Origin of the sequence: Streptomyces sp. NPDC090499, from assembly GCF_044769305.1 — a bacterium.
Taxonomy (GTDB): domain Bacteria; phylum Actinomycetota; class Actinomycetes; order Streptomycetales; family Streptomycetaceae; genus Streptomyces.
The window spans coordinates 372,659-398,082 of sequence record NZ_JBIVXP010000002.1 but is presented as its reverse complement, the minus strand read 5'-3'; the positions used below and the strand labels follow the sequence as shown (position 1 = coordinate 398,082).

General features: G+C 72.3%; 23 protein-coding genes. 14 read left to right on the top strand and 9 right to left on the bottom strand.

Annotation, left to right across the window (positions count from 1 at the left end; all coding sequences use genetic code 11):
* Positions 1-326 precede the first annotated feature (326 nt).
* Together ACIQVL_RS10220 and ACIQVL_RS10215 are read left to right on the top strand one after the other, a co-directional pair.
* The gene (locus tag ACIQVL_RS10220) at positions 327-1,715 is read left to right on the top strand and encodes a protein phosphatase 2C domain-containing protein (protein ID WP_403475002.1); all 1,389 of its coding nucleotides are present in this window, start codon (positions 327-329) and stop codon (positions 1,713-1,715) included.
* 77 nt (positions 1,716-1,792) lie between these two features.
* Positions 1,793-3,535, top strand: coding sequence for a pyruvate dehydrogenase (locus ACIQVL_RS10215; protein WP_403475001.1), 1,743 nt, complete (start codon positions 1,793-1,795; stop codon positions 3,533-3,535).
* Between the two features lie 13 nt (positions 3,536-3,548).
* On the opposite strand, the gene ACIQVL_RS10210 is transcribed toward ACIQVL_RS10215, so the two are convergent.
* Positions 3,549-4,898, bottom strand: coding sequence for a helix-turn-helix domain-containing protein (locus ACIQVL_RS10210; RefSeq protein WP_403475000.1), 1,350 nt, complete (start codon positions 4,896-4,898; stop codon positions 3,549-3,551).
* 177 nt (positions 4,899-5,075) lie between these two features.
* Here ACIQVL_RS10210 and ACIQVL_RS10205 point away from each other — a divergent pair, with 177 nt between their 5' ends.
* The 3 genes from ACIQVL_RS10205 to ACIQVL_RS10195 all read left to right on the top strand — a co-directional run bounded on the left by ACIQVL_RS10205 (position 5,076) and on the right by ACIQVL_RS10195 (position 7,033).
* Positions 5,076-5,696 (top strand): hypothetical protein, encoded by a 621-nt coding sequence (locus ACIQVL_RS10205; protein WP_403430107.1) that lies wholly within the window; start codon positions 5,076-5,078, stop codon positions 5,694-5,696.
* 111 nt (positions 5,697-5,807) lie between these two features.
* On the top strand, positions 5,808-6,269 hold the full coding sequence (locus ACIQVL_RS10200; protein ID WP_366359672.1) for a hypothetical protein: 462 nt from the start codon (positions 5,808-5,810) through the stop codon (positions 6,267-6,269).
* 308 nt (positions 6,270-6,577) lie between these two features.
* Positions 6,578-7,033, top strand: a complete 456-nt coding sequence (locus ACIQVL_RS10195) for an ATP-binding protein (RefSeq protein ID WP_403474999.1) — start codon at positions 6,578-6,580, stop codon at positions 7,031-7,033.
* On the opposite strand, the gene ACIQVL_RS10190 is transcribed toward ACIQVL_RS10195, so the two are convergent.
* Positions 7,030-7,953, bottom strand: coding sequence for an NADP-dependent oxidoreductase (locus ACIQVL_RS10190; RefSeq protein ID WP_403430103.1), 924 nt, complete (start codon positions 7,951-7,953; stop codon positions 7,030-7,032). The two genes, ACIQVL_RS10195 and ACIQVL_RS10190, sit on opposite strands and share 4 nt — an antisense overlap.
* Positions 7,954-8,116: 163 nt before the next feature.
* Positions 8,117-8,650, bottom strand: coding sequence for a MarR family winged helix-turn-helix transcriptional regulator (locus ACIQVL_RS10185; protein WP_403474998.1), 534 nt, complete (start codon positions 8,648-8,650; stop codon positions 8,117-8,119).
* Between the two features lie 159 nt (positions 8,651-8,809).
* Here ACIQVL_RS10185 and ACIQVL_RS10180 point away from each other — a divergent pair, with 159 nt between their 5' ends.
* Positions 8,810-9,328, top strand: coding sequence for a YceI family protein (locus tag ACIQVL_RS10180; RefSeq protein ID WP_403474997.1), 519 nt, complete (start codon positions 8,810-8,812; stop codon positions 9,326-9,328).
* A 26-nt stretch (positions 9,329-9,354) separates the two neighbouring features.
* Positions 9,355-9,783, top strand: coding sequence for a nitroreductase family deazaflavin-dependent oxidoreductase (locus ACIQVL_RS10175; protein ID WP_403430097.1), 429 nt, complete (start codon positions 9,355-9,357; stop codon positions 9,781-9,783).
* A gap of 302 nt (positions 9,784-10,085) precedes the next feature.
* Here the strand turns inward: ACIQVL_RS10175 and ACIQVL_RS10170 are convergent, their stop codons facing one another.
* Entirely contained in the window at positions 10,086-11,117 is a 1,032-nt protein-coding gene (locus tag ACIQVL_RS10170) for a DUF2637 domain-containing protein (RefSeq protein ID WP_403430095.1), read from the bottom strand.
* Between the two features lie 328 nt (positions 11,118-11,445).
* A complete protein-coding gene (locus ACIQVL_RS10165; RefSeq protein ID WP_403474996.1) occupies positions 11,446-12,270 on the bottom strand; it encodes a (2Fe-2S)-binding protein in 825 nt (274 codons plus the stop codon).
* Positions 12,271-12,433: 163 nt separating this feature from the next.
* Here ACIQVL_RS10165 and ACIQVL_RS10160 point away from each other — a divergent pair, with 163 nt between their 5' ends.
* Positions 12,434-13,201, top strand: a complete 768-nt coding sequence (locus tag ACIQVL_RS10160; RefSeq protein WP_403474995.1) for a GntR family transcriptional regulator — start codon at positions 12,434-12,436, stop codon at positions 13,199-13,201.
* A 180-nt stretch (positions 13,202-13,381) separates the two neighbouring features.
* Here ACIQVL_RS10160 and ACIQVL_RS10155 read toward each other — a convergent pair whose 3' ends face one another.
* The 3 genes from ACIQVL_RS10155 to ACIQVL_RS10145 form a co-directional block, all read right to left on the bottom strand.
* The gene (locus ACIQVL_RS10155; protein WP_403430090.1) at positions 13,382-13,882 is read right to left on the bottom strand and encodes a DUF2231 domain-containing protein; all 501 of its coding nucleotides are present in this window, start codon (positions 13,880-13,882) and stop codon (positions 13,382-13,384) included.
* A gap of 74 nt (positions 13,883-13,956) precedes the next feature.
* Complete coding sequence (locus ACIQVL_RS10150; protein WP_403430089.1) at positions 13,957-14,724, bottom strand: hypothetical protein; 768 nt, start codon at positions 14,722-14,724, stop codon at positions 13,957-13,959.
* Between the two features lie 168 nt (positions 14,725-14,892).
* On the bottom strand, positions 14,893-16,566 hold the full coding sequence (locus tag ACIQVL_RS10145; RefSeq protein ID WP_403430087.1) for a PucR family transcriptional regulator: 1,674 nt from the start codon (positions 16,564-16,566) through the stop codon (positions 14,893-14,895).
* Between the two features lie 373 nt (positions 16,567-16,939).
* Here ACIQVL_RS10145 and ACIQVL_RS10140 point away from each other — a divergent pair, with 373 nt between their 5' ends.
* The 5 genes from ACIQVL_RS10140 (at position 16,940) to ACIQVL_RS10120 (ending at position 23,752) form a co-directional block, all read left to right on the top strand.
* Positions 16,940-17,830 carry an FAD binding domain-containing protein gene (locus ACIQVL_RS10140; protein WP_403474994.1) on the top strand — a complete coding sequence of 297 codons (891 nt, stop codon included), beginning with the start codon at positions 16,940-16,942 and terminating at the stop codon, positions 17,828-17,830.
* Positions 17,830-18,414 carry a (2Fe-2S)-binding protein gene (locus ACIQVL_RS10135; protein WP_403474993.1) on the top strand — a complete coding sequence of 195 codons (585 nt, stop codon included), beginning with the start codon at positions 17,830-17,832 and terminating at the stop codon, positions 18,412-18,414. The genes ACIQVL_RS10140 and ACIQVL_RS10135 overlap by 1 nt, the downstream gene beginning before the upstream one ends.
* 5 nt (positions 18,415-18,419) lie before the next feature.
* On the top strand, positions 18,420-20,816 hold the full coding sequence (locus tag ACIQVL_RS10130) for a xanthine dehydrogenase family protein molybdopterin-binding subunit (RefSeq protein WP_403474992.1): 2,397 nt from the start codon (positions 18,420-18,422) through the stop codon (positions 20,814-20,816).
* A gap of 168 nt (positions 20,817-20,984) precedes the next feature.
* On the top strand, positions 20,985-22,442 hold the full coding sequence (locus ACIQVL_RS10125) for an NCS2 family permease (RefSeq protein ID WP_403474991.1): 1,458 nt from the start codon (positions 20,985-20,987) through the stop codon (positions 22,440-22,442).
* Positions 22,443-22,594: 152 nt separating this feature from the next.
* The gene (locus tag ACIQVL_RS10120; RefSeq protein ID WP_403474990.1) at positions 22,595-23,752 is read left to right on the top strand and encodes an XdhC family protein; all 1,158 of its coding nucleotides are present in this window, start codon (positions 22,595-22,597) and stop codon (positions 23,750-23,752) included.
* A gap of 21 nt (positions 23,753-23,773) precedes the next feature.
* Here the strand turns inward: ACIQVL_RS10120 and ACIQVL_RS10115 are convergent, their stop codons facing one another.
* The gene (locus tag ACIQVL_RS10115) at positions 23,774-24,214 is read right to left on the bottom strand and encodes an SRPBCC family protein (RefSeq protein ID WP_403474989.1); all 441 of its coding nucleotides are present in this window, start codon (positions 24,212-24,214) and stop codon (positions 23,774-23,776) included.
* Positions 24,215-24,370: 156 nt separating this feature from the next.
* On the opposite strand from ACIQVL_RS10115, the gene ACIQVL_RS10110 reads away from it, so the two are divergent.
* Positions 24,371-25,393: a DUF2278 family protein gene (locus tag ACIQVL_RS10110; protein ID WP_403430075.1), complete on the top strand. Its 1,023-nt coding sequence runs from the start codon at positions 24,371-24,373 to the stop codon at positions 25,391-25,393.
* Positions 25,394-25,424 lie beyond the last annotated feature (31 nt).

The window sequence follows — 25,424 nt, the reverse complement described above, 5'->3', positions numbered from 1 at the left end:
ACCGGCCCCACGACGCGGGTACGCGTAGGGGATCTGGGGCCGGTCACTCCGGTGTCGCCGGGTGGTTCTCCCGTGGGGGGTGGGACCACCCGGCGACTCACACGTGTCAGCACCGGCACCCACTCCACCGCTGTCACCCCTGTCCGGCACGCCTCGTCCGTGTCCTGCGTGCCCGTCTGTCCCGTCCGTCCCGCGCGTGTCGCCGATTCCCTTTCCTGGCACGGGTGTTCGGGATGTCCCTCGCCACGCCGTTCGAGCGGGGGTCGGGTGCGGGATTTTCCTGATGCCCCGTTTTCATCCGGCCCCCGCGGTGGACAATTAGGGGCATGAGCCAGCCAGGGGGTAGGCCCACCCGTCACGACGACGACTGGTGGGGGCAGTTGTACGACGACTCCACCGAGGACACCGGACCCACTTCCGCACCCGATTCCCTGGACGACCGTTTCGCCTCGGCGAAGAAGACGGTGGGGGGACGGCGGGGCGTCACCGCGGAGCCGGGCGACGACGAGCCGCCCCCGCCGACGGTGCCGGCCCAGCGGGCGCCCGCCGCCCCCGCCGAGGGCCCCCGGGCCGCCGTGCAGACCTGGCCCTGGGACGAGGAGGACCAGGAGCCGCCGGCCGCGGACGACGGCCCGGCGGACCTCCACCCCGCCACCAGGACCGACCTGCCCGGCCCGCCCGCGTACGCGCCCCAGGAGATCCCGGACACCTCGGCCGCCCCGGCCGTTCCGGCCGCCGCCTCGGCCTCCTCCGTGGACTACGTCGGCTCCGGACCGCCCACCTACGACGCCGAACCCACCGCCCTGCCCGCCGCCGACCCCGACGAACTCGACGACCTGGTCTCCGACACCGTCCTGGACGGCGCCCGGTACGGCGCCTGCACCCTGCGCGCCGTCTCGCAGCGCGGCGACTCCGCCCGGTACCGGGGCGAACCGCGCCGCGACGCCCTGCTCACCGCCCGCTTCGGAGCCGGCGAACAGGCCCTGGTCCTGGTCGCGATGGCCACCGGCGCCCGCGCCACCCCCGGCGCCCACCGGGCCGCCGCCGAACTGTGCGAGTGGATCGCCCGCGCCGTGGGCCGCAGCCACCAGCGGCTCACCGACGACATCCAGGCGGCCCGGCGCGGCGACCTCAAGTCCGGGCTGCACCGGCTCACCGACCGCAGCCTCGGCAAGCTCCGCGCCAGCGCCGCCGAACAGGGCATCGCCCCCGAGGAGTACGCGGCCAGCCTGCGCTGCCTCCTGCTCCCTGCCCACCCCCAGTGCCGTACCCGGGTCTTCTTCGGGGTCGGCGAGGGCGGCCTGTTCCGGCTGCGGGGCGGTGAGTGGCAGGACATCGAACCGCGCGTCGACACCGACAGCGCCGGTGAACCCGTGCTCGGCTTCGGCTCGCTGCCCTCCGAGACCCCGCAGGGCGACCGGCTCACCATGGACCTCGGCATCCCGACCCCGCCGAGCCCCTACGAACCGGCCCCCGAGCCGCCCCGCGACCCGTTCCTGTTCCGGGCCTCGGTAGCCCGCCCGGGTGATGCCCTCGTGATGTGCACGGGCGGCCTCGCCGAACCGCTGCGCGGCGAGCCCGCGCTCTGCGCCTACCTGGCCCGACGCTGGTCCGGCCGCACCCCGCCGGGCCTCGCCGCGTTCCTCGCGGACGCCCAGGTCCGGGTCAAGGGGTACGCCGACGACCGTACGGCGGCGGCCGTCTGGGAGGCGTGAGCGCGGCCTCTGTGGATACATGGAAGGGCATCGCGGGGGAGCCGGAGATCCGCGCAGCCGAAGGGTGCCCGACCGCCATGGCCAAGCAGAACGTCGCCGAACAGTTCGTCGACATCCTCGTCCGCGCCGGTGTGCGCCGCCTCTACGGCGTCGTCGGCGACAGCCTCAACCCGGTCGTCGACGCCGTCCGCCGCAACTCCGCCATCGACTGGATCCACGTCCGCCACGAGGAGACCGCCGCCTTCGCGGCCGGTGCCGAGGCCCAGATCACCGGCACCCTGGCGGCCTGCGCCGGCTCCTGCGGCCCCGGCAACCTGCACCTCATCAACGGCCTCTACGACGCCCACCGCTCGATGGCCCCGGTGCTCGCCCTCGCCTCCCACATCCCGTCCAGCGAGATCGGCCTCGGCTACTTCCAGGAGACCCACCCCGACCGGCTCTTCCAGGAGTGCAGCCACTACAGCGAGCTGATCTCCAGCCCGCAGCAGATGCCCCGCCTCCTCCAGACCGCCATCCAGCACGCGGTCGGCCGCAGCGGGGTGAGCGTCGTCTCGCTGCCCGGCGACATCGCCGACCAGCCCGCCCCGGAACAGTCCGCCTCGGCGGCCATCGTCACCTCCCGGCCCACCGTCCGCCCCGGCGACGCCGAACTCGACAAGCTCGTCGCGATGATCGACGCGGCGGACAAGGTCACCCTGTTCTGCGGCAGCGGCACGGCCGGCGCCCACGCGGAGGTCATGGAGCTGGCCGGGAAGATCAAGTCCCCGGTCGGCCACGCCCTGCGCGGCAAGGAGTGGATCCAGTACGACAACCCCTACGACGTCGGCATGAGCGGGCTGCTCGGCTACGGCGCCGCCTACGAGGCCACCCACGAGTGCGACCTGCTGATCCTGCTCGGCACCGACTTCCCGTACAACGCCTTCCTCCCCGACGACGTGCAGATCGTCCAGGTCGACGTCCGCCCCGAGGTGCTGGGCCGCCGCTCCCGCCTGGACCTCGCGGTGTGGGGCGACGTGCGCGAGACGCTGCGCTGCCTGGTGCCGCGGGTGCGGGCCAAGGAGAACCGGCGGTTCCTCGACCGGATGCTGAGGAAACACGCGGACGCGCTGGAGGGGGTGGTGAAGGCGTACACCCGCAAGGTCGAGAAGCACGTCCCGATCCACCCGGAATACGTGGCCTCGGTCCTCGACGAACTCGCCGACGACGACGCGGTGTTCACAGTCGACACCGGCATGTGCAACGTGTGGGCGGCCCGCTACCTCTCGCCCAACGGCCGCCGCCGGGTCATCGGTTCCTTCTCGCACGGCTCGATGGCCAACGCGCTGCCGATGGCGATCGGCGCCCAGTTCACCGACCGGCGGCGGCAGGTCGTGTCGATGTCCGGTGACGGTGGATTCGCCATGCTGATGGGCGACTTCCTCACCCTGGTCCAGTACGACCTGCCGGTGAAGGTGGTCCTCTTCAACAACTCGGCGCTGAGCATGGTCGAGCTGGAGATGCTGGTCGCGGGGCTGCCCGCGTACGGCACCGGCAACACCAACCCCGACTTCGCCGCCGTCGCCCAGGCCTGCGGCGCCTACGGGGTGCGGGTCGAGAAGCCGAAGCAGCTCGCCGGCGCGCTCAGGGACGCCTTCCGGCACAAGGGGCCCGCCCTGGTCGACGTCGTCACCGACCCCAACGCGCTCTCCATCCCGCCGAAGATCAAGGCCGAGATGGTCACCGGGTTCGCGCTCTCCGCGTCCAAGATGGTCCTCGACGGCGGCGTGGGCCGGATGGTCCAGATGGCCCGCTCCAACCTGCGCAACGTACCCCGGCCGTGACCGGCGGCACCGCTCAGTCGGTGGGCACCCACTGGCGGACGCCGTCCACCGAGCCGTACCAGTAGTGCGGCAGGCCCTTGATGGAGCTGGTGCGGAACGGCCGTCCGTGGTCGTCGATCCGGACCGTGCCGCTGCGGCCCTGTGACGACCAGTCGAGTTCGAGGTACCAGCGGCAGTCGCAGCCCGCGGTGCTCGCCTTGACGCGCAGCACCTCGGGGTCGGTGGCCGAGACCCGGTAGGGCAGGTGCATGGTCGAGACGGTTCCCCCGTCGGGACCCTCACCGGCCACCGGGCGGGCGATCGGGCGGTCCTTGTCCAGGTTCACGTCGAAGTACCGCGGGGTGAGCCCGCCGCCGCAGCCGTCGGCCATGGAGTAGGCGATGCCGGGCGCGGGAGCCGTACGGCCGACGACGCGCACCCGCAGCGCCTCCAGGACGACGGCGGTGGCCGAGCGGCCCTGCACGGAGACGTCCACGATCGTGTTGCCGCCGTGCACCGCGCCCTGGGTGGCCGCCCAGGCGCCGGCGTCCTGCGGGGCGGGCGGCGGCGGGACCCGGGCCGGCTGCTTGTCGATGACGTAGTCGTGGTCGCAGCCCAGGTCCCACAGCTGCGAGTTCGCGGTCCAGGCGAGGGGGACGCCGGTCGGGGCCGGGGAGCCGGGTGCGCCGCTGCCGGAGGGGGAGGGGGTCCCGGTGCCGCCGGGGGAGGACGGGGACGTGGGGGAGGGGGTGGCCGAGGCGCGGTTCGGCGCCGGGCCGGTGGTGCCGCTGCCGTGGCGCTCGGCGTCACCGGCGGCGGTCGTGGCGGAGGAGCCGGGGTCCCGGGCCGCGTTCCCTGTGGCCTGCCGGTGGTCCGGGAGGGCGGCCAGGGTGCCCAGGGTCGCCAGGAGCACGGTGGCCACGGCCGAGGCGACCAGCGTGCGCCGCCGTCGGTACCAGGGGCGGGCGACGGGGGCGGCTGCCGCTGTGGGGGCCGTTTCCGCCAAGGGTTCCGCGGCAGCTTGGGGGGCGGTGTTCTCCGCATTCTCGGTGTTCTCCGCGTTCCCGGCGCGCTCCGTGTGCTCCGCCGCGCGTGGGCGCTGGCGTGCGGCCACCGCGCGCAGCCAGCGTTCGTGGAGTTCGAGCCGTTCCTGCGGTGTCGCCCCGCAGAACGCGGCCAGTCTCTCCACCGGAGCGAAGTCCAGCGGTACCGCCTCGCCCGCGCAGTAGCGGTGCAGGGTGGAGGTGTTCATGTTCAGCCGACGGGCCAGGGAGCCGTAGCTCCGGTCCGTACGGTCCTTCAACTGCCGCAGCAGCGCCGCGAACTCCTCGACGTCGTCGCGCACGGGTACCCTCCCCCGGTCCTCGCCATCCCAGGCACTCATATACCTGCACGTCAACGGGGCTGGGATGGTTCCAGGGCGGGGAAACGGCCGGTCGCCGTTGCGGTCCACGCCGGTGACGGCCGATGCTCTTGGTGTCGCACCGAGCAGGGCCGGACCGACCAGCCGGCCGCCCCGGCGACAGCCCACACCCATGCACCGACCCACGGGGGAACACCCATGCCCAAGCGCACCCGAGCAGGCGCGCTCACCGCACTCGCCGGCGCCGCACTCGTCGCCGGTACCGCACTCGCCGCTCCCGCGGCCGCCGCACCCAGGGCGCCCGGCTTCCTCGCGGCGGCCGACCTGCCGCCGCGGGCCGGCACGTCCTGGACGGCCGGCAAGGTCACCGCCGGTATTCCGGAGGAGGTCAGGCAGGACATCTGCATCGGCGTCGGGCTGGGCGGCGGCCAGGACTCCTGGTACCGGAAGTTCCGGACCGACCTCGACACGAGTGCCCGTCAGGTCAGCGCCGAGCTGCCCAGCGTCAGCCTGGCGAAGGGCCGGTTCGCGAAGCTCGACGAGGACATCGTGTCCTGCGCGGACCGGATCGAGATGGCGGACCCGCAGATCCGGGCCACGTTCCAGGACCACGGCACCCTCCCGGCCGGGGACGGCGCCCATGTCTACGCCCTGCGCACCGTGACCGCCTGGGGTGCCAGTGACATCCGGATGATCTCCGTCGGCCGGGAGGGGCGCACCGTCACCGTCGTGGACTGGGGACAGCTCGGCGGCTTCGTGGACGCGCCCGTGAACGCCTTCAAGAAGACCACCACCACGGCCGTGAACAAGCTCCACTGACACACGGTCACCGGGACCGGGGCCGCCCTCTCCCTCGGGGGAGGGGAGGGCGGCCCCAGACGCAAGACGCAAGACGCAAAGACACGAACAGACAGAAAACGGGGAACAGACATGAGCAGCAAGACCCGCGCCGTCCTCACCGCAGGCGTCCTCGCCGTGGCCCTCGGGCTCGGCGCCACCGCCCAGGCCTCGGCCGGCGCACCGCGCACCGTCAGTGGCAACCCGGCCGACAACATCACCCGCATCGCCGACTTCTACGGCGCCTACATCGACGCGGAGAGCGACCCGGACGGCAGCGGCAACCTGCCCACCGCGCTGCGTGCCTACTACATCGCCCCGACCTACCTGAAGAAGCTGAAGGCCTGGGAGAACCGCGAGCACGCGGACGGGGTGCTGCGGGCCCAGAACACCCCGCTCAAGTGGAAGGTCACGGACAACGGCACCGGAAAGTACACGGAGGCCGTCATCACGCTCACCTGGAGCCGCAACACCACCTCGAAGCTGGTCGTCGACATGACCCGTGACACCCACAAGATCGTCAACATCGGCACCAAGGGCCTCGGGAGCAAGTAGCCGGAAGGACAGGTTTCGGCCAGGTTCGCCGGTGCCGCGGACCGCGTGAAACAGCCCGGGGGGTTGCATACAGGGCTGAATCACGCCGGGTCCGCGGCACCCTTGGCGCGTACGGGGCGGTCCGGGCGGCGGCGTACCGGCCGCGCCGGTTCCGGGACTTGGCCGAACACCCGGTCGTCATCGGCGTGACATGACTGGCCCGTGCCCGAGCGGGCATGGATCCCCGTGAACGTGTTCGATCAGGAGGGGATCCGGCAAACAGCGTGCGGGCGGGGGTCATGAACAGTCAGGCACGAGGGGGCGGTCCCGTGGCCATCGGGGCCTCCTCGGCGCAGACGGCGGGGGAAGAGACCGACACGACGGAACGGGGAAACACGTCGCAGCTCAGGCGCCGGCTGGGACGGTCGGACCTGCGGGCGGTGCCCGAGGCGCGCAGGGAACTGCGCGAGCTGCTGCGGCACTGGGGGCGGCCCGGCCGCTCCGAGATAGCGGAACTGCTCACCAGCGAACTCGTCACCAACGCGCTCGTCCACACCGACCGGGAGGCGGTGCTGACGGCCGTCGTGGAGTCGGGCCAACTACGGGTGGAAGTACGGGACTTCGTGGCCCGCAGGCCGCGGGTCTGTGCCCCGGACAGCGACTCCGACGACGGCACGCACGGCCGGGGCCTCGTACTGGTCGACGCCTTCGCCGACGCCTGGGGCGTCCAGGCGCACGAGGTCGGCAAGTCGGTCTGGTTCGAACTGGACGCGGAGGCCGCCTAGGGCTTGAGGACGATCTTGCCGTGGGTGTGGCGGCGTTCGAGCTCGGTGTAGGCCTCGCGGACCTGCGTGAGCGGATAGACGTTCGCGATCGGCACCTCGATGCGTCCGTCGGCGATCAGTGCGGCCAGCTCGGCGAGCACCTGGGCGCCCGGCCCCGCTTCTGCTCCTCCGTCGGTCTTCACCCCGTGTTTCGCGGCGGCCGCGAAATCGGCGATGGTGTCGATCCGCTCGTTCGCGACGCCGAGGGCGAGGGCCAGCTCGACGTAGCCGTTGCCGTGGGTGTCGATGAAGGCGTCCACACCGCTGGGCGCGGCGGCCCTGATCCGGTCCTCGACGCCGTCACCGTACGCGACGGGGATCACACCGTGGCTGCTCAGCCACGGGTGGTTGCTCGCGCTTGCCAGGCCGATGACGGTGGCTCCGGTGCGGCGGGCGAGCTGGACGGCGAGCGAGCCGACGCCGCCCGCGGCCCCTGACACGACGACGGTTTCGCCCTCCTTGGGCTCGACCGAATGGACCGCGCCCCATGCGGTCACGCCGACGACGTACAGGCTGCCGGCCACCTCCCACGAGACGTTCTCCGGCTTGCGGGTGAGGTCGCCGGCCTCGACCAGGACCAGTTCGGCCTGGGAGGCGCGCTTGTTGCTGAACCCGATCACCTCCTCGCCGGGCGAGTGCCCGTCGACCTCGGCGCCGACCTCCTCGATGATCCCGGCGAGGTCGCTGCCCTGCCCGGACGGGAACGTCGACGGGAAGATGTGTGCCACCGCCCCGGTGCGGATGGCCGCTTCGCTGGGGTTGATACCGGCCGCCTTGACCCGCACGAGGACCTGCCCCTCGGCGGGAACCGGGCGCTCGACCTCGTCGACCCGCAGCACGTCGATCCCGCCGAACCCGTCGTACCTGACCGCTTTTGGCATGGTCTATACCTCTCCTCGACGAAGTCCCGCTTTTTGTTGCCATGTAAACAACTTTGACGTCACGCTACGCCGCAAAAGAGTTACATGTCAACGAATCGAGAAAGGGCCGGGGCGAAACCGGCCGGCGAAACCGGACGGCGGTATTGCCGGCGGTGGCACTGCCTCAGCAGGCCGACTCGGCCATGCCCCCCTCCGCGCAGGCGCCGTCGGCCTGATCCGGGCCGTTCGACCCGCCGAGGAGGTGCTGCGCGTTGAAGTGGTTGTCGATGGCCTCGGTGATGCCGATGAGGGCGTCGAGCTGTTCCGGGGACAGCACGTCGGCGAAGCAGTGGCGGATGCCCTCGACCCAGGCCGGCCAGGCGGCGTCGAACGCGGCGAGTCCCGCGTCGGTCATCACGATGTCGTAGCCGCGGGCATCACCTTCGCTGGGTGCACGCTTGACGGTGCCCCGGGTCTCCATCCGGGAGATCTGACGCGAGAGGCGGCTTCGCTCCCAGTGCAGCGCAGCTGCCATGTCGCGGGCGCGCTGCCTGCGCTCCGGGATTCTGGAGAGCCTGAGCAGGATCACGAAGTCCGCCTCGGTCAGCCCGAAGTCGCGGGCCAGCCGACGGGCAAGCACCTCGTTGACCTCGATGCGCATGCGCTGGAACCCGATCCAGGCCCGGGTCTCCCGTTCGTTCAGTCGCTCCTGCTCCATGCGGTCGAGCCTACCTAGATTGTCGGCACGTACGGACAGGCGGTTTCGTCCACTTCTGGGGGCTTCCTGGTTTTGTTGACATGTAACCCTTCGCGGCATAGCGTGGACGGCAGTGTTGTTTACATGGCAACAAACCCACCCTCGAAAAGGAACTTCCCGATGTCCACCCCTACCGCCATCGCAACCGGCACCTACACGTTGGACACCACCCGATCCACGATCAGCGTGAGCCACAAAGCCATGTGGGGCCTGGCAACCGTCCAAGGCACCTTCGCCGCGCGGTCCGGCGCGGCCGAGGTCCACGACGACGGGTCCGCCGACGGCACCGTCACCATCGGCGCCGCGTCCCTGGACACCGCCAACGCCAAGCGGGACGAGCACCTGCGCTCCGACCGGTTCTTCGACACCGCGCACCACCCGACGATCTCCGTGGCAGTGCGCCGGGCAACGCTCGGGGCGGACGGCAGGACCGTTTCCGTCGACGCCCGGATCACCGTCCGCGGCGTCACCCGTCCGCAGACACTGACCGCGACCATCACCGAGACCACACCCGACGCCGTGACGCTCAGTACCCGGTTCGAGGTGGACCGCACCGCGTACGGCCTGTCCTGGAACTGGGCCGGCATGCTGCGCGGACCCGCCGTCATGACGGCCGACCTGCGCTTCACCCGATCCTGACGACCGACGACCAACAGGAGTTCGACATGAGCGAGGCACCGGACTGGAACACGAAGACCATCACGGAGTTCCGGGCGAACGAGGGCAGGGTCGGCGGGGTCTTCGAAGGCGCTCCGATCGTCCTGTTGCACCACCGCGGCCGCAAGAGCCGACGAGAGTACGTCAGTCCGGTGATGTATCTGCCGCACGAGACCGAGCCGGACATCATCTATGTCTTCGCGACCAGTGGCGGAGCGCCGAACAATCCGGATTGGTACTACAACCTGGCGGAGGCCGGCGCCGGCAGCGTCGAACGCGGAACCGAGGCCTACCAGGTGACCGTCCGCGATCTGGCCGGCGATGAACGCGACCGTGTCTACGCCGAACAGGCGCGGCGCTACCCGGGCTTCGCCGAGTACGCACGCCAGACAGCCGGTGTGCGCACGATCCCTGTTCTCGAACTCGGCCGGGCGTAGCCCGCACGCCGAGCACGGATTCCCGGGACGCCCGCAGCTGCTTCGTCCACGCCGGTGTCGCGTGGGCCCGTGTCCCGTTCTGCCGGAAGACGCGAGCACCCGATACGACGAGCCGCCCGACAGCCACCTCGCCGAACCGCCTCCCCGCGCAGCGGCCATCGGGATCGGCGACCCCCTCGAAGCCTGCCGCTCACAACCGAAGACAGGCCCCGGGCCGGATGCGCGCCGGTATGCACAACGGGACGGGGGCGTGACCGTCATGGTCACGCCCCCGTCCCGAGGTGCTGTACGGCAGCAGGCGGTCAGCCGAACTGCTGCTCCAGGTCCTTGAGCTTGCGCTCCAGGGAGTCGAGGCGCGGCAGCGCCATTGTGTCGTCCTCCGCGGTCAGGTCGACCGTGATCGGGTCAGACCCTTTGCGGACGGGCTGCAGGGAGGGCCGCTGGCGTACGGGCAGCTGCTCCGGCGCTATGGCAGGCTCCGCAGTGGGCTGGGAGGCGCGCTCCACCTGGTGCACCTCGTCCTGCCTGCCGACACGCCCGACGAATCCCCGGTGGCCCCGGCTTATGGCCTTGAGCTGAGCCCGCTCCAGACGGTGCGCCTCGCGGCGGCGCAGTCGGTTCTCCTCCTTCTGCCGCTTGTCGTCGCGCACCTCCTCGACCGCCTCGTCCAGGCTGCGCACACCCTCCAGGAGCATCAGCGACCAGGCCCGGTAGGTCTCGACGGGAGCGCGCATCCAGCGAACGATACGGATCTGGGGCAGCGGGCGCGGCACCAGACCCTGCTCGCGGAGCGCGGCCCTGCGGGTCTGCTTCAGCGCGCGGTCGAAGAGCACGGCTGCCGAGAGCGACATGCCGGAGAAGAACTGCGGAGCACCGTCGTGGCCGCCGCCCCTGGGCGCGTGCACCCAGTTGAACCAGGCAGAGGCGCCCGCGAACGTCCACACCAGAATCCGGGAACCGAGCGCCGCGTCACCGTGGCTGGCCTCGCGCACCGCGAGGACGGAGCAGAACATCGCCGCACCGTCGAGGCCGAACGGCACCAGGTACTCCCAGCCGCCGGACAGGTTGAGGTTCTGCTGGCCGAAGCCGACCAGCCCGTGGAAGGAGAGCGCCGCGGCGACCGCCGCACAGCAGAACAGGAGGACGTAGGAGGCGGTGGCGTATATGGCCTCCTTGCGCCGACGGCGCTCCTCGCTGCGCTCCCACGAGTCGTCCTTCGCGTGCTCCCCGCCGGACCGCTTGGAGCGCGCAAGCACCGCCACCGCGACCAGCATGCCCAGGAGCAGTACGGCGCCGGGAAGCAGCCAGTTCAGCGATATGTCGGTCAGTCTCATCTAGGGGTCCCTTGCATTGGGATAGGGCGTATCGCCCGCCATAGTGGCCCAATCCCACTGGCCCTCAGGGGGTTTCGGGGCAAGAGGCCGCCAAGGAAGTGCAAGGGGATGCCCCAGGGCGGCATTCTGCTCGAACTGCCGCGTGAGGGGCGGGAGTTGAGTTCGAGTAAGACTACCCATACGGGTGGTTCCTCGGAAAGTTCCTGCGGCAAGTGAGGAAGTTGTGAATTTCCTGTCCGCGCAGGGGTGATCTTGCCATCGGCGATCTTAGTGGATGCCAGCGGGTGCCGTGTCCCCGGGGGTGGGTGTTGCGGGGCCTGAGGGGGACTCAGGCCGCGGCGGCCGCCGTGAGTTTGGCGATCCGTTCGTCGTCGCAGGTGCGCGGGCAGGTGGCGCAGGTGTCCTCGGGGCGCAGCGTGTAGTACATGCAGCAGCTCGCCCGGTCCCGGGTCGGCAGCGGCTGCCCGGCCGGTCCTGACAGCACCCGGAAGGCGGCCGAGCCGACGTACGGCCGGGTCGCGCCCGGGAGCAGCCGTTCGAGTTCGCGTACGGCCCGTGCCTCGTCCCCGAGCAGCCCCGCGATGTACCAGAGCCCCTCGACGACCTCGTCCGTCGCCATCCCCCACAGCGCGCGCCCGCGCCGCCGCATCCGCGGCCCGAAGCCGGCGAGGACCGGCTCCAGGTGCTCGGCGACGGCCGCCCGCACCTCGGCCCGCAGCGCCTCCTCGCCGGCCACCACGACCGCGCCGGGCAGCGCCGCCGCCGGGTCGCCCGGGAGGCAGGCGAAGGAATCGACCCGCACGGCCATCCGGCCCGCCGTGCGGTCGTACGACACCGCGGTCGCGGGGAGGCGGGGGACCCGGCGGTCCAGGAACCAGGGGAGGGTGATCAGGAGACAGGCGGCCCAGCCGTAGCGGTGCAGGCCGAAGGTGGCGACCACGTCGCGGCGGGCCGGCTTCCCCTCGTCCCGCAGGATCTGCTCCTCGTCCCAGGCCAGGAACGCGTCCAATCCGGGGCCGCCGGCCGCCAGCTCGGCGGCGCCGACCCAGTCGCCGCCCCGGGGTGCCGGTTCGCCGGGACCCAGCTCCGTGACCGCCAGGTCCGGGCAGACCTCGGTGAGGCGCGCGTAGGCGGCGGAGACGGGGGAGGACATGGGCTACCACCGATCGGGTGCGGGCCGACACTCAGATAAGTATGCCTTACCTTACCCACCCGTTCGGAAATTTGAACCAGCGCCTTGTGCGCCTAAGGTGCTTGACGGACAAGTAACAACCCGCCGTTAATGACCCAAGTGCCGCCGAGCCGGAGGAGGACCTGTGAACCAGCGCGCGCACCCGGCCCCCGCCGGGACGGCCAGGGTTCCGGCGCAGTCACGGTCCGAGGAGTCGGCACGGAAGGCGCCCGGTTTCCCCGACGGCCAGCCCGCCGCCCGGGGTGAGCACACTCACAGCGAGCCCCCGATCCCGCACTCCAGGCCCGCCGTGCAGCGCGCGTCCGTGCGCGGGCAGATCCTCGACGCCCTGCGTACCGCGCTCGTCAGCGGGGAGCTGGCGCCCGGCGAGGTGTACTCGGCACCGGCGCTCGGGGAGCGGTTCGGGGTCTCCGCGACGCCGGTCCGCGAGGCGATGCAGCAGCTGGCGCAGGAGGGCGCGGTCGAGGTCGTGCCCAACCGCGGGTTCCGCGTCGTCGAGCGGGGCGCCCGCGAGCTCGCGGAACTGGCCGAGGTACGGGCGCTGATCGAGGTACCGGTGCTGCTGCGGCTGGCGCGCAGCGTACCCGCCGAGCGGTGGGCCGCGTTGCGGCCGCTCGCCGAGGAGTCGGTACGGGCCGCGGAGAGCGGCTGCCGGGCGACGTACGCCGAGGCCGACCGGGCCTTCCACCGGGCGGTGCTCGCCCTCGCGGGCAACGAGCAACTGGTCCAGATCGCCGAGGACCTGCACCGCCGAGCGGTTCCGCTGCACGGGGCACGCGCCGACCTGATGGCGGACGCGGCCGAGCACGCGGCGCTGCTGGAGGCGCTGGTCGCGGGGGAGCTGGATGCGGTGCGACGGCTGGCGTCCGGGCATTTCGCCGACGCGGGCTGAGCGGCGGGTGGCGTTGCGCGGGGGCGCGCCGTAGGAGTGCGGCCCGGGTGCCGGGTGCCGGGTGCGGCGCCGCGGGGGCCGGACCGCGCGGTTCCCCGCGCCCCTGAAGGGGCGCCGCCCCGCCGAAGGCCGGGGGAGGCACCCGGCCGGCGCCGGTAAGCGTCCCCGCCCCGGCACGGCTCAGCTGCCCTGCGCCGACTTCTGGTACGCGTCGTGCCACGCCGCCTTCGCGCCCGAATCGCCTATCCGGTACACGTCGACGACCGCGCCGGCCGCCACGGCCACCGACAGCACGCCCACCACGATCCGCACCGGGAGCGCCGACCAGCGGGCACCCCTGCCGGGGGCCTGCTCCTGACCGCTGCCCCGCGTCGCCCACCACACCACCGTGGCCAGTACGAACAGACCCAGGGCCCACGGCAGCAGACCGTCGCCCAGTTCGGTGTGCCGGCGGACCAGGGTGTCCTCGGTCACGTGCCGCTCCAGCCACTCGCCGGCCTGGGTCGTCAACGGCACGCTGACCAGGGCGACCAGGGCGAGCCCCGGCAGCAGTACGCCCAGCCGCCGGGCCGCCCGCGGCCACAGCGCGGCGGCCACCAGGGCGAGGGCGGTCAGCGGGACCAGGACGACGACGATGTGGACCAGCAGGACATGGGCAGGCAGCCCGTTGACGGTGCTCATGGCGAAGCGCTCCTGTGAGGGTCGGGGCGCGTCACGCTGTCACAGCAGACTCTCAGTTTCCTCTGAGTCGGGCCTCAGGCGGTCGCCGCCCCCGGTGCGGGCGGAGTCAGCTGCCTCGCCAGCCAGGTCGGGACACCGCCCAGGAGGCGGAACAGGCGGCCGGCCTCCTCGCGCAGACGGGACGCCTCCGGCTCGGACTCCGTGTCGGCCAGGGACGCGAGCGCCGGAGCCGTGCCCACCAGGTAGCCCAGCTCCTCCCTGATCCGAAGCGACTCCGCGAAACCGTGCCGCGCCTCCGCCAACTCCCCCTCACGCAGCGCCAGTCCGGCCAGATGACGCCAGGTGAAGGAGAGCAGCAGCGGGTCGGCATGGGCGGTGGCGGCCGCATGGGCCCGGCGGTACGCGGCGCGGGCCGCCTGCGGGGAGCGGGTCAGGTTCTCCGCCAGCAGGCCCCGGCGGAAGTCGAGCAGCGCCCGTCCCGGCGCCCCCGGCGGGATCAGCGCCGCCGCCCTGCCGAGCGCGGCCCGCGCCTCGTCCGCCCGGTCGCGGACCCCGTGCAGCGTAGCCGCGTAGGCGAGTTGGCCGCGTTCACAGGCCGCCGCGCCCCGTTCCTCGTCGGTCCGGGCCACCGCCTCCGCCGTCCGCAGCGCGTCCTCGGCCTCCTCCCAGCCCCCCTCGGTGTACAGACACCGCTCGACCATCAGCCCCGCCCGCTGCAGGGTGTACGTCGGCGTGTCCGACGGCAGCAGAGCCGCCGCGTCGGCCCAGCAGGCCCGCGAGCGCAGCCGCCATACCGCGGTCTGGAGCGGATCGTCACCGTCGGTCGTTCCGTTCCCAGACATGGCGGAGTACGCCACGTTGCCCTCCCCTTGCGCGCCGTCGAGCAGTGAAGTGGTGGCCGCATTCCAGCACCGATCGCCGCGCGGGGCCAAGAGGGTGGGTGAATAATTTCACAAAGTCGTGGGACGGCGGCGGCACTTGGCACGAGCCGGTCGCACGCCCGCGTGACCTCAGCTCATCCGCAACGCCAAGAAGAAATCGAGCTTGTCCTCCAGCCGGGACAGGTCCCGGCCCGTCAACTGCTCGATCCTCCCCACGCGGTAGCGCAGCGTGTTGACGTGCAGGTGGAGACGGGTGGCGCAGCGGGTCCAGGAGCCGTCGCAGTCGAGGAACGCCTCCAGGGTCGGGATCAGCTCGGCCCGGTGACGGCGGTCGTAGTCGCGCAGGGGATCCAGGAGACGGGCGGTGAAGGCGCGGCGGACGTCGTCGGGGACGAACGGGAGCAGCAGGACGTGCGAGGCCAGTTCCTGATGACCGGCCGCGCAGACCCGGCCCGGACGGGCCGCGGCCACCCGGCGGGCGTGCCGGGCCTCCTCCAGCGCGCCGCGCAGCCCCTCCGCCGAGTGCACGGCCGCACTGACGCCGAGAGTGACCCGGCCGTCGTCGTCCAGGCCCGCCGCCAGCGGGACCCGTACGGCCTCCAGGAGGGCGTCGGCGTGGATGCCGGACTCGGAGCCGTCGTGCTCGGCGGTGACGGCCGGCAGCGGCACGAGGGCGATCGCCTCGTCGCCGGTGTGCGCCACCGCTATCCGGTCGGAGGGCTCCGGGCCGGTCGCCAGCGGGTCGACCAGGATCTCCTCCAGGAGGGACTGCGCGACCGGGCCGCCCTCGACCTCCCCGCCCTCCCACTCGACCCGGGCCACGACCACCTGCCAGTGCGGGGCGGCACCGAGCCCGGGCAGCAGGACCGGCGCGGCCACCCGCAGCCGGGCCGCGATCTCGGCCGGGGCCGCGCCCGTCTGCACCAGCTCCAGCACCTCCTGCGCCAGCCTGCGCCGCACCGTGCGGGCCGCGTCCCGGCGGTCGCGCTCCACGGCGATCAGCTGGGTGACGCCCTGGAGCAGGTCCAGCCGCTCCTCCGGCCAGTCACCGGCGTCCGCCTCCACCGCCAGCAGCCAGTCCGACAGCACGGTCTCGCGCACGTCCCGGCCGCCCTGCGGGGAGCGGCCGCTGGAGCGGATCGGGAAGAGGGAGTACGTCGTGCCGCCGAGCAGGACACGGTGCGGGCCGCGGCGGCCGGTGCGGGTGGCGGCCAGGTGCTCGGCGGCCAGACCGGCGCAGGCCTCGGCGGGCAGCGCCGGCCCCGACACCTTGGAGCCCGCGATCAGCCGGCCGGCCGGGGACAGCACCCACGCGCGCAGGTCGAGGTCGGAGCCGAGCAGGTCGAGGACCACGTCCGGGCCGCCGCCCGCCGGGCCCGAGGTCATCATCCGCCGGTGCCGGTCCACCACGGCCGCCAGATCCCCGGCGCGCTCGCCGCTGACCTGCCGTACGACATGCTCCGTGATCGTCGCGAACGCCACCGACTCGTGCACCGCGAAGAGCGGGAGGCGGTGGCGCGCGCAGGCCACGGCCAGATCGTCCGGGACGTCGCCCAGCTCCGCCTCGCCGGCCGCCAGCGCGACCACCCCGGCCTGCACCAGCAGCCGTACGAACGGCTCGGAGTCCGCCGCGTCCCGGCGCCACGCCAGGCCCGTCAGCACCAGCTCACCGCCGGACAGGTAGCGGCTCGGATCGCGCAGGTCGGTGGTCATCACCCCGCGCACGGTACGGTCCAGCTCGTCCTCGCCGCCGAGCAGCCGCAGGCCCAGCGCATCGGTGTCCAGCAGTGCGCGCAGCCGCATCTCGTCGCCGCCGTTCTGTGTCTCGAAATCTACGATGAATCTTGAAGGGTCACGGGGGAGGTGCCCGGCGGGCGCCTCCGCGGGCCGTCACCGAGGGCTGCCGGGCCGCCACCGGTGGTCGCCAGGGCGTTTCCTGCGTTTCCACAGGAAAACCAAGAGGTTACTGATGACCTCCGTTCATACGAATCTACAAGATGCCCGTGCTGGCCAGCCAACTCCTTCATGGTTTCAGTGACTGACCCCGCTGGAGTAAGGGGCGGTGTACTGGCGTCATTCCGCGTTAACAGGACATGAACGAGCCGGGCCCGCCGCACACGGATTGGCTCAATCCGCACGACTCACGAGACTCACGAGACGGAGAAGAGAGCCGGTCATGGACTTCCTTCGCCCCGCCAGCTGGGAGGAGGCGCTCGCCGCGAAGGCCGAGCACCCCACCGCAGTGCCGATTGCGGGTGGCACCGATGTGATGGTCGAGATCAACTTCGACCACCGCCGGCCCGAGTACCTCCTCGATCTCAACCGCATCGGCGATCTCTACGAATGGGAGGTCGGCGAGGAGAGCGTACGGCTCGGCGCCTCCGTCCCGTACACCCGGATCATGGAGAACCTCCGCGCCGAACTGCCCGGTCTCGCCCTCGCCTCGCACACCGTCGCCTCCCCGCAGATCCGCAACCGCGGCGGCGTCGGCGGCAACCTCGGCACCGCCTCCCCGGCCGGCGACGCCCACCCCGCCCTGCTCGCGGCCGGCGCCGAGGTCGAGGCCGAGTCGGTGCGCGGCACCCGGCTCATCCCCATCGACGACTTCTACACCGGCGTCAAGCGCAACGCCCTCGCACCGGACGAGCTGATCCGAGCGGTGCACGTGCAGAAGGCCGACGGCCCCCAGCAGTACTCGAAGGTCGGCACGCGCAACGCCATGGTGATCGCGGTGTGCGCCTTCGGCCTCGCCCTGCACCCCGAGACGCGGACGGTACGGACCGGGATCGGCTCGGCCGCCCCGACGCCCGTGCGGGCGAAGACCGCCGAGGACTTCCTGAACGCGGCGCTCGACGAGGGCGGCTTCTGGGACAACGGGAAGATCATCACCCCGTCGGTCGCCAAGCAGTTCGCGGACCTGTGCGCCGCCGCCTGCAACCCGATCGACGACGTCCGGGGCACCGCGAGCTACCGCCGCCACGCGGTCGGCGTGATGGCCCGCCGCACGCTCACCTGGACCTGGGAGTCCTACCGCGGCACCACCGAGCAGAAGGGGAGGGTCGCCTGATGCGCGTCAACTTCACCGTCAACGGACGTCCGCAGGAAGCCGACGACGTGTGGGAGGGCGAGTCCCTGCTGTACGTGCTGCGGGAGCGGCTCGGCCTGCCCGGTTCCAAGAACGCCTGCGAGCAGGGGGAGTGCGGGTCGTGCACCGTCCGGCTGGACGGCGTGCCCGTGTGCTCCTGCCTGGTCGCGGCGGGGCAGGTGGAGGGGCGGGAGGTCGTCACCGTGGAGGGGCTGGCGGAGTTCGCGGAGCGGCGGGCCTGCGGGGCGGGGCACAGTGCTATGTCACATGTCACACGTGACACCTCGCAAGGCTGGCAGCCCAAGCCCCCCTCCGACTCCCGGACCGGCGAACGCACCCAACTCTCCCCCGTCCAGCAGGCCTTCATCGACGCCGGCGCCGTCCAGTGCGGCTTCTGCACCCCCGGCCTCCTCGTCGCCGCCGACGAGATGCTGGAGCGCAACCCCAACCCGAGCGACGCGGACATCCGTGAGGCGCTCTCGGGCAACCTGTGCCGCTGCACCGGCTACGAGAAGATCATGGACGCGGTCCGCCTCGCGGCCGCCCGGCAGGGAGAGGCGGTCTGAGCGTCATGCCCACCAACAGCGCTCCGCTCGGCACTCCCACCAAGGTCACCCAGGGCTCCCGGTCGAAGGGCGGTATCGGCGAGTCCACGCTCCGCCCGGACGGCACCCTCAAGGTCACCGGCGAGTTCGCGTACTCGTCCGACATGTGGCACGAGGACATGCTCTGGGGCCAGATCCTCCGCTCCACGGTCGCGCACGCCGAGATCGTGTCCATCGACACCAGCGAGGCCCTCGCCCAGCCCGGCGTCTACGCCGTCATGACCTACGACGACCTGCCCACCGAGGTGAAGAACTACGGCCTGGAGATCCAGGACACCCCGGTTCTCGCGCACGGCAAGGTGCGCCACCACGGCGAGCCGGTCGCGATCGTCGCCGCCGACCACCCGGAGACCGCCCGCCGCGCGGCCGCCAGGATCAGGGTCGAGTACCGCGAGCTGCCCGTCATCACCGACGAGGCCTCGGCCACCGCGCCCGACGCGGTCCTGGTCCACGAGGGCCGCGACGACCACCACATCGGCCACGTCCCGCACCCCAACATCGTGCACCGCCAGCCGATCATCCGCGGCGACGCCGACGAGGCGGCGAAGCGCGCCGACGTCATCGTCAAGGGCGAGTACTACTTCGGCATGCAGGACCAGGCCTTCCTCGGCCCCGAGTCCGGGCTCGCGGTGCCGGAGGAGGACGGCGGCGTCCACCTCTACATCGCCACCCAGTGGCTGCACAGCGACCTGCGCCAGATCGCGCCTGTCCTCGGCCTGCCCGAGGACAAGGTGCGGATGACGCTGTCCGGCGTCGGCGGCGCGTTCGGCGGCCGCGAGGACCTGTCGATGCAGATCCACGCCTGCCTGCTGGCGCTGCGCACCGGCAAGCCCGTCAAGATCGTCTACAACCGGTTCGAGTCCTTCTTCGGCCACGTCCACCGCCACCCGGCCCGCCTATACTACGAGCACGGGGCAACGCGCGAAGGCAAGTTGACGCACGTCAAATGCCGGATCGTGCTCGACGGCGGCGCCTACGCCTCCGCCTCGCCGGCCGTCGTCGGCAACGCCTCCTCGCTCGGTATCGGGCCGTACGTCGTCGACGACGTCGAGATCGAGGCCATCGCCCTCTACACCAACAACCCGCCCTGCGGCGCGATGCGCGGCTTCGGCGCGGTCCAGGCGTGCTTCGCCTACGAGGCGCAGATGGACAAGGTCGCCGGGCAACTCGGCATGGATCCGGTGGAGTTCAGGAAGCTGAACGCCATGGAGCAGGGCACGATCATGCCGACCGGCCAGCCGGTGGACTCGCCGGCCCCGGTCGCCGAACTCCTGCGCCGCGTCACCGCGATGCCGCTGCCGCCGGAGCGCCAGTGGGAGAGCAGCGAGGGCGCGGACGTACGGCAGCTGCCCGGCGGTCTGTCCAACACCACGCACGGCGAAGGCGTCGTACGCGGCATCGGGTACGCGGTCGGCATCAAGAACGTCGGCTTCTCCGAGGGCTTCGACGACTACTCGACCGCGCGGGTGCGGATGGAGGTGGCCGGCGGCGAGCCGGTCGCCGTCGTGCACACGGCGATGGCGGAGGTCGGGCAGGGCGGTGTGACCGTCCACGCGCAGATCGCGCGCACCGAGCTCGGTGTGGCGCAGGTGACCATCCATCCGGCCAACACCCAGGTGGGCTCGGCGGGTTCGACCTCGGCCTCGCGGCAGACGTACGTCACCGGCGGCGCCGTGAAGAACTCCTGCGAGCTGGTCCGCGAGCGGGTGCTGGAGCTGGGCCGCCGCAAGTTCGGTACGTACCACCCCGCCTGGGCCACCGCCGAGCTGCTCCTGGAGGGCGGCAAGGTCGTCACCGACGGCGGCGAGGTCCTCGCCGACCTGGTGGACGTCCTCGGCGACGAGGCCGTGGAGATCGAGGCGGAGTGGCGGCACCGGCCGACCGTCCCCTTCGACCTGCACACCGGGCAGGGCGACGGCCACGTCCAGTACAGTTTCGCCGCGCACCGCGCGGTCGTCGAGGTGGACACCGAGCTGGGCCTGGTCAAGGTGATCGAGCTGGCCTGCGCCCAGGACGTCGGCAAGGCGCTCAACCCGCTCTCCGTCGTCGGCCAGATCCAGGGCGGTACGACCCAGGGTCTGGGCATCGCGGTGATGGAGGAGATCATCGTCGACCCGAAGACCGCGAAGGTCAGGAACCCGTCCTTCACGGACTACCTGATCCCGACCATCCTCGACACGCCGACCATCCCGGTCGACGTCCTCGAACTCGCCGACGACCACGCCCCGTACGGGCTCCGCGGCATCGGCGAGGCCCCGACCCTGTCCTCGACCCCGGCGGTCCTCGCGGCGATCCGCAACGCGACCGGCCTGGAGCTCAACAGGACACCGGTCCGCCCGGAACACCTGACGGGCAACGCGTAACACCGCCGAACGGCAGCCCGGCGCCGGGCAGTTGTCCGACCACCCGGCGCCGAACCCACAAGCGTGCACCTCCGGGCCGTCCCCCGGGTCATGCACTTCCCAAATCCCGTGCGCCGCCGAAGGCATCGGCATGCGCGGGGGCCCCTGTGAACCTTGGGAGACGGCACCATGACCCAGCAGTCACTCGAACCCAGGGCGACGGCCGAAGACGCGGGCGAAGGCACCCGCGTCCCGGCCGGACGGTCCTGGCTCGACCGGTACTTCCACATATCGCGGCGTGGATCGAGCGTCGCGCGTGAAGTGCGCGGCGGCGTCACCACCTTCATGGCGATGGCGTACATCCTCCTGCTCAACCCCCTGATCCTGTCCGGCAAGGACGCGGCCGGGGACACGCTCGGCCAGAAGGCGCTGATCACCGCGACGGCGTTCGCGGCGGCCTTCACCACGTTGCTGATGGGCTTCGTCGGCAAGGTGCCGCTGGCGCTCGCGGCCGGCCTCTCGGTCTCGGGCGTGCTCTCCTCGCAGGTCGCCCCGCAGATGACCTGGCCGCAGGCGATGGGCATGTGCGTGATGTACGGCGTCGTCATCATGCTCCTGGTCGTCACCGGCCTGCGCGAGATGATCATGAACGCGATCCCGCTCGCGCTCAAGCACGGCATCACCATGGGCATCGGCCTGTTCATCGCGCTGATCGGCTTCTACAAGTCCGGCTTCGTGCACCAGGGCAAGGCCACCCCGGTCACCCTCGGCCCCGCCGGTGAACTGACCGGCTGGCCGGTGCTGCTCTTCGCCGGCACCCTGCTGCTGATCTTCATGCTGCAGGCCCGGAACGTGCCCGGCGCGATCCTGATCGGCATCGTCAGCGGCACCGTCGTGGCGGCCGTGCTGAACGGCCTCGGGGTCGTCGACCCCGAGCAGTGGGCCGACGGCGCCCCCGAACTGCAAGGCTCCGCCGTCTCCATGCCGGACTTCTCGCTCTTCGGGCACGTCGAGTTCGGCGGCTGGGGCAAGGTCGGCGCGATGACGGTCGCGATGATCGTATTCACTCTGGTGCTCGCCGGGTTCTTCGACGCGATGGCCACCATCATCGGTGTCGGCACCGAGGCGAAACTGGCCGACGACAAGGGCCGGATGCCGGGCCTGTCCAAGGCGCTGTTCATCGACGGCGCGGGCGGCGCGATCGGCGGCGTCGCGGGCGGCTCCGGGCAGACCGTGTTCATCGAGTCGGCGACCGGCGTCGGCGAGGGGGCCCGTACGGGTCTGGCCTCCGTCGTCACCGGCCTGTTCTTCGCGGCCTGCCTGTTCTTCACCCCGCTCACCGCGATCGTGCCGCAGGAGGTCGCGTCGGCCGCCCTGGTGGTCATCGGCGCGATGATGCTGATGAACGCCCGGCACGTGGACTGGGCCGACCGGGCCACCGCCATTCCGGTGTTCCTGACGGTCGTCCTGATGCCCTTCACGTACACCATCACCACCGGTGTGGCCGCCGGTGTGATCTCGTACACCGCCATCAAGGCAGCTCAGGGCAGGGCGCGGGAGATCGGGGCATTCATGTGGGGCCTGACAGGGATCTTCCTGGTCTATTTCGCCCTCAATCCCATTGAGAGCTGGCTGGGCGTCCACTAGGTCGCTCCGCCGGGAGCGCCGTGACGGGCCCGTGGTCGGGTGCGGGTCCGTCGTGGCCGGTCGCGCAGTTCCTCCCCCAGCCTTCGGCCGGGGGGACCCCAGCGCCCCTTCGGGGCGCGCTGTCCCTGACCTTGTTGGAAGGAGATCCGGACATGCTGGACATCGCCGAGGAGCTGAACCGGTGGGTCGCGGACGGACGTGACTTCGCCGTGGCCACGGTGGTGGCGGTCGGGGGGAGTGCGCCGCGGCAGCCCGGTGCCGCTCTCGCGGTGGATGCCGAGGGGACCGCCGTCGGCTCGGTGTCCGGCGGCTGTGTGGAGGGCGCCGTGTACGAGCTGTGCCGGCAGGCGCTGGAGGACGGGGAGACCGTCCTGGAGCGCTTCGGGTACAGCGACGAGGACGCCTTCGCCGTCGGCCTGACCTGTGGCGGCGTCATCGACATCCTCGTCACCCCGGTCCGGGCGGACGACCCCGTCCGGCCGGTGGTCGCGGCGGCGCTGGCCGCCGCCGCGGGCGGGCGGGCGGCGGCCCTCGCGCGGGTCGTCACGGGGCCCGCGGAGCTGCAGGGCCGCGCGCTCCTGGTGGACGCCGACGGTGCCCACGAGGGCGGCTTCGGCGCCCACCCCGAGCTGGACCGCACGGTGGCTGCCGAGGCCGCCGCCCTGCTGGACGCGGGCCGCACCGGCACCCTGGAGATCGGAGAGCAGGGCTCTCGGTGCGGAGCGCCGCTCACGGTGCTGGTCGAGTCGTCCGTCCCGCCGCCCCGGATGATCGTCTTCGGCGCGATCGACTTCGCGTCCGCCCTCGTCAGGGTCGGCAGGTTCCTCGGCTACCGCGTGACGGTGTGCGACGCGCGGCCCGTCTTCGCCACCAGGAGCCGCTTCCCGGAGGCCGACGAGATCGTCGTCGAGTGGCCGCACCGGTACCTGGAGCGCACCCGGGTCGACGGCCGTACCGTCCTGTGCGTCCTGACCCACGACGCCAAGTTCGACGTCCCGCTGCTCCGGCTCGCCCTCCGCCTCCCGGTGGCCTACGTCGGCGCGATGGGCTCCCGCCGCACCCACCTGGACCGCAACGAACGCCTGCGCGAGGTCGGCGTCACCGAACTGGAGCTGGCCCGCCTCCGGTCGCCCATCGGCCTGGACCTCGGCGCCCGTACGCCCGAGGAGACCGCGCTGTCGATCGCGGCCGAGATCGTCGCGAACCGCCGGGGCGGCACCGGGGTCCCGCTGACCGGCGCGCACACCCCGATCCACCACGACGCGACGTCTGCGGCGCTCCCGGCACGGCGGATCGGGTCGGTGGCCTAGCTCCCCCTGCCAGGGCCCCGGTCAGGGCCGCCGGAGGAGCGAGTTGACCGCCCGCCCGAACACGGCCCGGGAGGTCCGGCGGACCAGCGGGTCGAAGAGCGACGGCAGCCCCCGGATGCGGAGTTCCTCGTGCCAGACCACCCGGGTGCGGCCGCCGGGCCCGGGGTGCACCTGCAACTCGGCCCAGCCGAGCACCACCTTGCCGCGCTTGACCAGGCGGCACCGGCCGGAGCCGCCGTCCTGCGGGGGCTCCCACACGGTCACCTCCATGGGGTCGTCGAACGACAGCGGCCCGAACCCGGAGCGGGCCACGAAGACCGTGCCCGCGTGGGTCGGGGGATCGGTGAGCACCGTGACGCGGGTCAGCGGAACCACGTCGGCGTGCCGGGACCACTCCGTGAGCCGGCGCCAGGCCTCGTCGATCGGCAGCGGAGCCGTCCGCTGAAGGAGGAAGTTGACCACGGCACGATCGTAGGGAACCGGCCACCGTGCGCGGGTCGCACACGGGATGTTCACAGGACCGACAGATTCGTCCAACCCGGGCCGGAGCCGGACCCGGCCCCGTACGATCCCCGCCATGGCGGGCAAACCGCCCGCCTTCACGGGGAGTTGGTCATCATGCCGTTGAAGACCTATGGCGTCCTGATCGCCCGGGCGGTCGACACCCGGCGCGAGGGCGCCGCCGACAGCCCGCACTACCAGATCCACCTCACCGACGAGTCCGGCACCCACTACCGGGCCGCGGTCAACGTCCTCTCGCAGGAGAAGCCCGCCGAACTGCTCTACCTCGTCGACGACGACTTCGGGCACCCCCTCACCGCCCGCCTGGCGGACCTGGCGAGCGGCTGGAACACGCTGCCGTCCGGGCCCGGCGGCCCCAACCTCGACTTCGTCCGCGGCAACCTCTTCGACCCGGCGAAGATGCGGGTCCTGCCTGCGGACCGCTCCGGGCCCGACAACGACCTGGCCGACCTGCTCGACCACTGGGTCCGGCGGGCCGTCGACGACCCCGGCGCCCGGCTGTACCTGTTCGGCGAGCGCTGGGGGCCCGAGGCGGGCGTCAAGGACAAGGTGTTCGGCTTCCTGCCCGGCAACGGCGTCCACGACATCCACATGAACCAGGGCAACAGCGGCCGCTTCAGCGCCGACGACGGGGTCTGGCAGGACGGCGGGCTGCTCGTCCGCTTCCCGGCCGCCGGGCAGGCCGCGGAGCGCTGGGTGGGGATCTTCCTCGCCTTCCAGAGCCAGGCCTGGCACACCGACGACGCCACCGGCCACACCCTCCCCGACGTCGACACCTCCCGGCCCGCGCCCGGCGACCGGCCGGTGCGGATCGTCGCCGCGCTGGTCAATCCGGCCGGTCCGGCCCCCGAGGCGGAGACCGTCACCCTCCTCAACGCCTCGCCCGCTCCGGTCGACCTCACCGGCTGGCGCCTCCTGGACCGCGTCGGCCAGGCCTCCCCGGTACCGGCCGGCCCCCTCGCCGCCGGCGCGGCCCTCGCCGTGCCGCTTTCCGGCGGCGCCCGACTGGGCAACCACGGCGGCGAGATCACCCTCCTCGACGCCGCCGGACTCAAGGCGCACGGCGTGTCCTACACGGCCGAGCAGGCGGCCCGCGAAGGGTGGTGGGTCGTCTTCTGACGGCATGGTGCCGGGCGCCCGGCCGAAGTGC